The organism is Sphingomonas sp. (genome assembly GCF_050725575.1).
In the GTDB taxonomy this organism is placed as follows: Bacteria; Pseudomonadota; Alphaproteobacteria; order Sphingomonadales; family Sphingomonadaceae; genus Sphingomonas.
In genome coordinates this window covers 1-7,089 of sequence record NZ_JBOHHW010000090.1, presented here as the reverse complement: position 1 = coordinate 7,089, position 7,089 = coordinate 1, and the positions used below count along the sequence as shown (strand labels likewise).

The window sequence follows — 7,089 nt, the reverse complement described above, 5'->3', positions numbered from 1 at the left end:
CTGGGCCCGGCCTGCCCCGCCCCCTCAGGAAAAGGAGGATTGGGCCGAGGAGATGCGCAAGGCGAAGGAGCGGGTCGAGAGAATAACATCGCCCGAATACCTTACGACACAGCACCATTATGCACGGGAATAAAGAGGTGGCCGACACCGCTTCCATCGACACGCTCGGCGCGCAGATGCTCGCCTACAGGTATAACCCGCTCGGCCATGCCGCCTTCACCTATCGCTGGGGTGAAGGCGCGCTGAAAGGCGTCGCCGGCCCGCGCGCGTGGCAATGCGAGGTGATGGAGGTGATCGGGAAACACCTCCAAAATCCGGAGACGCGCCACACACCCTGCCGCATCGCCCGAGCGTCAGGCCACGGCATCGGCAAGTCCGCGCTGATCGCGATGCTGATCAAATGGGGCCTCGATACCGGCGTGGACACCCGCGTCGTCGTCACCGCCAACACCGAAACCCAGCTCCTCACCAAGACCGCGCCCGAGCTCGCCAAATGGTCCAACCTCTCGCTCACCAGCGACTGGTTCCGGGTCGGCGCGACCGCTTTGGTCTCAACCAACCCCGGCCATGACAAAAGCTGGCGCGCCGATCTTGTGACATGGAGCCTCACCAACACCGAGGCGTTCGCCGGCCTCCACAATCAGGGCAAGCGCCTGATCCTCGTGTTCGACGAAGCCAGCGGTATCCCCGCCAAGGTCTGGGAAGTGGCACTCGGTGCGCTGACCGATGAGGAAACCGAGATCATCTTCCTCGCTTTCGGCAACCCGACCAGCAATTCCGGCGCGTTCCGCGATTGCTTCGGCGCGCACCGTCATCTGTGGAACACAGCGCAGATCGACAGCCGCACGGTCGAGGGCACCAACAAGGCCTATCTCGACGAGCTCGTCGCAACCTATGGCGAGGACAGCGACATCGTGCGCGTCCGGGTACGCGGCCAGTTTCCCTCCGCGTCCTCGATGCAGTTCATCGCCAGCACCCTGGTCGACGCCGCCCGCGTGCGCGACTTCCACAATCTGGTCAGCGATCCGGTCATCTTCGGGCTCGACTGCGCGCGCTTCGGCGATGATCATTCGACGCTGGCGATCCGCCGCGGCCGCGATGCGCGCAGCCGGCCGTGGCAGCGCTGGCGCCAGACCGATGCGATGACGCTGGCCGGCGACGTCGCGCTGCAGGCGCAGATCCACAAGCCTGACGCGATCTTCGTCGATGCCGGCAATATCGGCGCGGCGGTGGTCGATCGCTTACGTCAGCTCGGCGTCGCGAACGTCCATGAAGTCTGGTTCGGCGGCAAGGGCGAGGATGCCGCCTGGTCGGGCGACATGCGGGTCAAGACCGCCAACAAGCGTTCCGAGATGTGGAGCAATATGCGCGGCTGGCTGGAGAGCGGCGCGATCCCCGACGACGACGCGCTGGCGACCGATCTCACCGGTGTGGAATATGGCTATGCCGCCGACCAGGTCTCGATCCAGCTCGAGAAGAAGCAGCATATGAAAGCGCGCGGGCTCGCCTCGCCCGATGATGCCGATGCACTGGCGCTGACCTTCGCCGAACCGGTGATGCCGCGCGAGGAATGGCCCGAAATCTACCGCCAGGTGCGCGAGCAGACACCGGAGGAGATATGGGCGGAGCTCTATGCCGAGGTTCTGCCGGAAGGCTGGGATTCTTAGCTCCTCCCCGGAACGGGGAGGGGGACCGCGCGCTTCTTCAGCGCGTGGTGGAGGGGGATATCCACAAGCGAAACGCTGCCGGCACACCCCCTCCACCATGCTTCGCATGGTCCCCCTCCCCGTGCCGGGGAGGAGTTTGATGGCCGCGCCGGACAAACTCTCTGCGTCCTCCGCGCCTCTGCGCGAACCCCTTCCTACTCCGACAGCACAGACAACAGGACGACCTTAATTATCATCCCCCATGCGCAGCGCGGCAATGAACGCCTCCTGCGGAATGCTCACCGAGCCATATTCGCGCATCCGCTTCTTGCCCTCTTTCTGTTTGTCGAGCAGCTTCTTCTTGCGGCTGATATCGCCGCCATAGCATTTCGCGGTCACGTCCTTGCGCATCGCCGCGATCGTCTCGCGCGCGATCACCTTGCCGCCGATCGCGGCCTGGATCGGGATCTTGAACAGATGCCGCGGGATCAAATCCTTCAACCGCTCGCACATGCCGCGCCCGCGCGCTTCGGCGGTGCCGCGGTGCACGATCATGCTCAGCGCATCGACCGGCTCGGCGTTGACCAGGATGCTCATCTTGACCAGGTCGCCCTCGCGATAGCCGATCTGGTGATAATCGAAGCTGGCATAACCCCGGCTGATGCTCTTCAGCCGGTCGTAGAAGTCGAACACCACTTCGTTGAGCGGCAGCTCGTACGTCACCTGTGCGCGCCCCGCGACATAGGTCAGGTTCTTCTGGATGCCGCGCCGGTCCTGGCACAGTTTCAGGATCGGGCCGAGATATTCGTCGGGGCAATAGATCACCGCCTCGATCCACGGCTCGGCAATCGACGCGATCTTGTTGGGATCGGGCATGTCGGCTGGATTGTGCAGCTCAAGATGCCCGCCGCCATGCGTCAGCTCGATCTCATAGACCACCGACGGCGCGGTGGTGATCAGGTCGAGATCATATTCACGCGTCAGCCGCTCCTGGATGATTTCCAGATGCAGCAGGCCGAGGAAACCGCAGCGGAAACCGAAGCCAAGCGCCGCGCTCGATTCCATCTCGAAGGTGAAGCTCGCATCGTTGAGCCGCAGCTTGCCGATCGATTCACGCAGCTTCTCGAACTCCGCCGCATCGACCGGGAACAGGCCGCAGAACACCACTGGCTGGACCAGCTTGAAGCCGGGCAGCGCCTCGGCCGCCGGACGCTTCGCGTCGGTGATGGTGTCGCCGACCGCGGTCTGCGCCACTTCCTTGATCTGCGCGGTGATGAAGCCGATCTCGCCCACGCCAAGCTCGGTGAGCTGTTCGATCTTCGGCCGGAAACAGCCGACCCGGTCGACCAGATGCGTCGTGCCGGTGGCCATGAACTTGATCTGCTGGCCCTTTTTCAGGACCCCGGCCATCACCCGCACCAGGATGACCACGCCGAGATACGGGTCGTACCAGCTGTCGACCAGCATCGCCTTCAATGGCGCATCGGCGTCGCCCTTGGGCGGCGGAATGCGCGTGACCACCGCTTCGAGCACTTCCTCGATGCCGATGCCCGATTTGGCGCTGGTCAGCACCGCGTTCGACGCGTCGAGCCCGATCACTTCCTCGATCTCGGCCCGCACTTTTTCCGGGTCGGCGGCGGGCAAGTCGATCTTGTTGATCACCGGCACGATCTCATGGTCATGCTCGATCGACTGATAGACATTGGCGAGCGTCTGCGCCTCGACGCCCTGCGCCGCGTCGACCACCAGCAGCGCGCCCTCGCACGCGGCCAGGCTGCGCGAGACTTCATAGGCGAAATCGACATGCCCCGGCGTGTCCATCAGGTTCAGCGTATAGGTCTCGCCGTCATGCGCCGTGAAGCTCAGCCGCACGGTCTGCGCCTTGATCGTGATCCCGCGCTCCTTCTCGATATCCATGTTATCGAGAACCTGCTCGGACATCTCGCGCGCGCTCAGGCCCCCGGTGACCTGAATTAACCGGTCGGCAAGAGTCGATTTGCCATGGTCGATATGAGCGATGATCGAAAAGTTACGGATTTTGTCGAGCGGGGTCACGGTTTTCTCTGGATGGCGTGCAGGAGGTGGCTTGCCATAGCACCGCGCGGTGACATGGCAACTAACCGGGCAACCAACTGAGCAACCAAGTGGCAATTGCGGTTTTTCGCCAATGATGCGACGAGATATTCAAGGGCGCGAATCATTTTTGTAAAAAAGGGAATGCCAACATGGCTGTAAAAATTATGCTCGCCGGGGCAGCGACGCTGCTGATCGTCACGACTCCGGCAATCGCCAAGGAACCGAAACAAGCCAAAGCGTCGAACGGCCAGCGGCTTCAGCAAGCCGCGATGAGCGATGTGCCGCGCTGCACGCGCAAGCATGGCACCGTGTCGATCGCCGATGGCGATGATCCCTCGGGCTGGACGCAGAATCAGCTGGCACCGCCGCAAAAGCTGTTGCGCGTGCTGGTGCAGCGCTCGGGCTGCTTCAACATCGTCGATCGCGGCACCGGCCTGAACGCCGCGGCACGCGAGCGCGACATTGGCGCAGGGCTCGGCCTGCAGCGCCGCTCGAATGTCGGCCAGGGCCAGATCAAGGCCGCCGACTATGTCCTGGTCGCTGAAATCCAGGGCGCGAACAGCAATGTCAGCGGCAATGGCGCAGCCGGGGTCGCAGGCGCTTTGCTCGGTGGTCCGATCGGCGGCCTGCTCGGCGGCATCAAGTCGCGCAAGCTTGAGGCGAACACGGTTCTGTCGCTGACCAATGTCCGCACGACGGAAACGATCGCGGTCGAGGACGGCTATGCCGCCAAGCGCGACACCAGCTTCGCGGTCGGCGGCGTGTTCGGCGGCGGCGGTGTCGGCGTGGGCGGCATCGGCGGCGGTTACGAGAGCACCGATATCGGTCGCATCGTGACGCTGTCGTTCATCCAGGCCTATACCAAGATGGTCACCAATCTCGGCTATATCACCCCCGGCGACGAGGGCACGGCGCAGGCAGCGCCGAAGAAGACCTTCACCGCCCAGGGCCCGGTCACGATGCGCCGCACGGCCAACGCCAAGGGAGCGATCGTCCGCAGCCTGCCGGCCGGCTCGATCGTCTATCCCACCGGCGCGCAGAACGGCCTGTGGTGGGAAGTGGCCGACGAGAACGACAATGTCGGCTGGGTGATCAACACCAAGCTCGCCCCGTCGCAGTAAGGCTTTAGCTCCTCCCCGGCTACGGGGAGGGGGACCATTTGCTTCTTCAGCAAATGGTGGAGGGGGATATCCCCAGGCGGAACGCTGCTTGGCACACCCCCTCCACCAGCTTCGCTGGTCCCCCTCCCCGTGCCGGGGAGGAGCTGCCGCCGCGCCGTTTTCTTTTCCGGCCCCGATTCACCTCAAACCAAAAGCATGGGATGGCGATTTGCCGTCACCGGTCGTAGCGTGGCGCATCCCCGCCCGTCCGGAGTCGCCCCATGAAATCCCTCGCCGCGTTCCTCGTCTGCACTGCCGCCCTGACCATCGCCCTGCCCGCCTCCGCCGCGCTGCCGGTCGGCGCCCGGGCGCCGGTCATCACCACCAAGGCCGCGCTAGGCGGCAAGCCGTTCGACTTCGTGATGGCCAGGGCGCTGAAGAAAGGCCCGGTGGTGATCTATTTCTTCCCCGCCGCCTTTACCCAGGGCTGCACGATCGAAACCCATGAATTCGCCGAAGCCGCCGCCGAGTTCGAACAGAATGGCGCGACGCTGATCGGCCTGTCCGCCGACCCGATCGACAAGCTCGCCAAATTCTCGGTCGAGGCATGCCGCAACAAATTCCCGGTCGGCGTCGCCACGCCCGCCACGATCACTGGCTATGACGTCCCGCTCAAGGCCGGCGCGACCATGACCAACCGCACCTCCTACGTCATCGCGCCCAACGGCACGGTGCTCTACACTCTGTCGCAGATGAACCCGGCCGGCCATGTCCAGGGCACGCTCGACGCGGTGAAGGCGTGGAAGGCATCGAAGAAGCGCTGAGGGTCTCTCACTCCTCTCTTTTTCCCCTCCCATAAAGGGAGGGGAAAATGGACCTGAACCAACCGGCTACCAGCCTCCGATTCAACCCGGCTCGCGGTCGTAATAGTCGACGCTATGGTCGGCCCGGAACATCTTGCGCAACGCCCGGTCGCCGCGCTTGCCCGCGACCACCATCACCTTGTCCGAATCGGGATATTCGCACGCATCGACCGCGACCAGGGTCGACAGCGACAGATAGCGCATCACCGTGGTGCCGGTGTTGATGATCTGATGCGCGACCTCCGCGCCGCCCGGCGGACAGGCGATGACGTCATGCGCGCGGAGCGGATAGCGTTCCTCGCCGAAGCGCAGCTCGCCCTCGCCCTCCAGGATGAAGAACATCTCCTCCTCGCCATGATGGCAATGAAATGGGCATTGCACCTTGCCCGGCGGCAGCACGGTCAGATTATAGCCCAGGTTGCGCGCGCCGATATGGTCGCTGATCGTCGCGCGGCGCGATGTGTAGCGGCCATTCTCCTCGACATCGTCGAACTCGACCTCATCGAGATTCATCACCGGCTTCACCATAAATCTCTCCCGATCACCGTCACGCCGGCGATCCCATCATCATACACCCGGCGGCGCGATCAACCCCGCCGCCGCGATCGCCGCAAGCGCGCCGTCGAACCGCGCCTCGCCCTCGCCGCGCACCAATGCCCAGCGCACGCCGCGCCGCTCGAGTTCCGCGCGAGAGAGATCGAAGAAACGCTGCCGCTCCGACACGGAGCCAAACATCCGCGTCCCGTCCTCGATCCAGGGCAAGTCGATATCGAACAGCAGATACAGGTCGGCGGTCCCGGTCCACGCATCGAACCATGGGTCGCGCCAGCCGAACAGCATATCGGCCCACACCGCGGTCATCAGCGGGTCGGTGTCGAGGATCAGCGGATCGATCCCGCCCATCGCGCGAGTCAGCCGGTCGTGCGTCCGCGCGATCGTCACCAGATCGGCCATGGTGAAATCGACCCCATGCGCCTCGGCAAAGGTACGGCCATATTCATCGACCACCGCCCCGCCAAGCTGCCGCGCGAGCCGCGGCGCGAGCGTCGATTTGCCGGTGCTTTCCGGCCCGTGCAGGCAAATCCGCCGCGTCATGCTGCCCTCTTGCTCTGGCCTGCCCGCTCCGAGCGGCGCCAGTCGATCAGCCCCCAGATCGACACGCCGAGCAGCACGACATACAGCGCGCAGGCCACCTTCAGATCCTTCACCGCATAGATGCCGATCGCGACCAGATCGACCGCGATCCACAGCACCCAATTCTCGATCTTCCGCCGCGAGAGCAGGATCTGCGCGGCGACGCTGGTCATCGCCACGCCGGCATCGGGCCAGGGCAAGGATGCGTCGGTGAAGCGGTGCATCAGCCAGCCCCAGCCCGCCGTCGCCGCCGCGATCCCGCCGATCCAC

At 64.5% G+C, this 7,089-nt stretch carries 7 protein-coding genes; 3 read left to right on the top strand and 4 right to left on the bottom strand.

Annotated elements, in window-relative coordinates; all coding sequences use genetic code 11:
• Positions 1–137 precede the first annotated feature (137 nt).
• A complete protein-coding gene (locus ACRECS_RS27140) occupies positions 138–1,667 on the top strand; it encodes a terminase (RefSeq protein ID WP_431586092.1) in 1,530 nt (509 codons plus the stop codon).
• Positions 1,668–1,892: 225 nt separating this feature from the next.
• Here ACRECS_RS27140 and lepA read toward each other — a convergent pair whose 3' ends face one another.
• Positions 1,893–3,701 carry a translation elongation factor 4 gene (gene lepA / locus ACRECS_RS27135; RefSeq protein ID WP_431586091.1) on the bottom strand — a complete coding sequence of 603 codons (1,809 nt, stop codon included), beginning with the start codon at positions 3,699–3,701 and terminating at the stop codon, positions 1,893–1,895.
• A gap of 170 nt (positions 3,702–3,871) precedes the next feature.
• Between lepA and ACRECS_RS27130 the strand changes: the two genes are divergently transcribed.
• Both ACRECS_RS27130 and ACRECS_RS27125 read left to right on the top strand, forming a co-directional pair.
• Positions 3,872–4,843, top strand: a complete 972-nt coding sequence (locus tag ACRECS_RS27130; protein ID WP_431586090.1) for a CsgG/HfaB family protein — start codon at positions 3,872–3,874, stop codon at positions 4,841–4,843.
• A gap of 260 nt (positions 4,844–5,103) precedes the next feature.
• Positions 5,104–5,646 (top strand): peroxiredoxin, encoded by a 543-nt coding sequence (locus ACRECS_RS27125; protein WP_431586089.1) that lies wholly within the window; start codon positions 5,104–5,106, stop codon positions 5,644–5,646.
• A gap of 81 nt (positions 5,647–5,727) precedes the next feature.
• Here the strand turns inward: ACRECS_RS27125 and ACRECS_RS27120 are convergent, their stop codons facing one another.
• The 3 genes from ACRECS_RS27120 to pnuC all read right to left on the bottom strand — a co-directional run.
• Entirely contained in the window at positions 5,728–6,213 is a 486-nt protein-coding gene (locus tag ACRECS_RS27120) for a cupin domain-containing protein (protein WP_431586088.1), read from the bottom strand.
• 39 nt (positions 6,214–6,252) lie between these two features.
• On the bottom strand, positions 6,253–6,780 hold the full coding sequence (locus ACRECS_RS27115) for an AAA family ATPase (RefSeq protein ID WP_431586087.1): 528 nt from the start codon (positions 6,778–6,780) through the stop codon (positions 6,253–6,255).
• Positions 6,777–7,089 (bottom strand): nicotinamide riboside transporter PnuC (pnuC, locus tag ACRECS_RS27110; protein WP_431586086.1); only part of this gene is annotated, 313 nt, incomplete at its 5' end. The genes ACRECS_RS27115 and pnuC, both read right to left, overlap by 4 nt.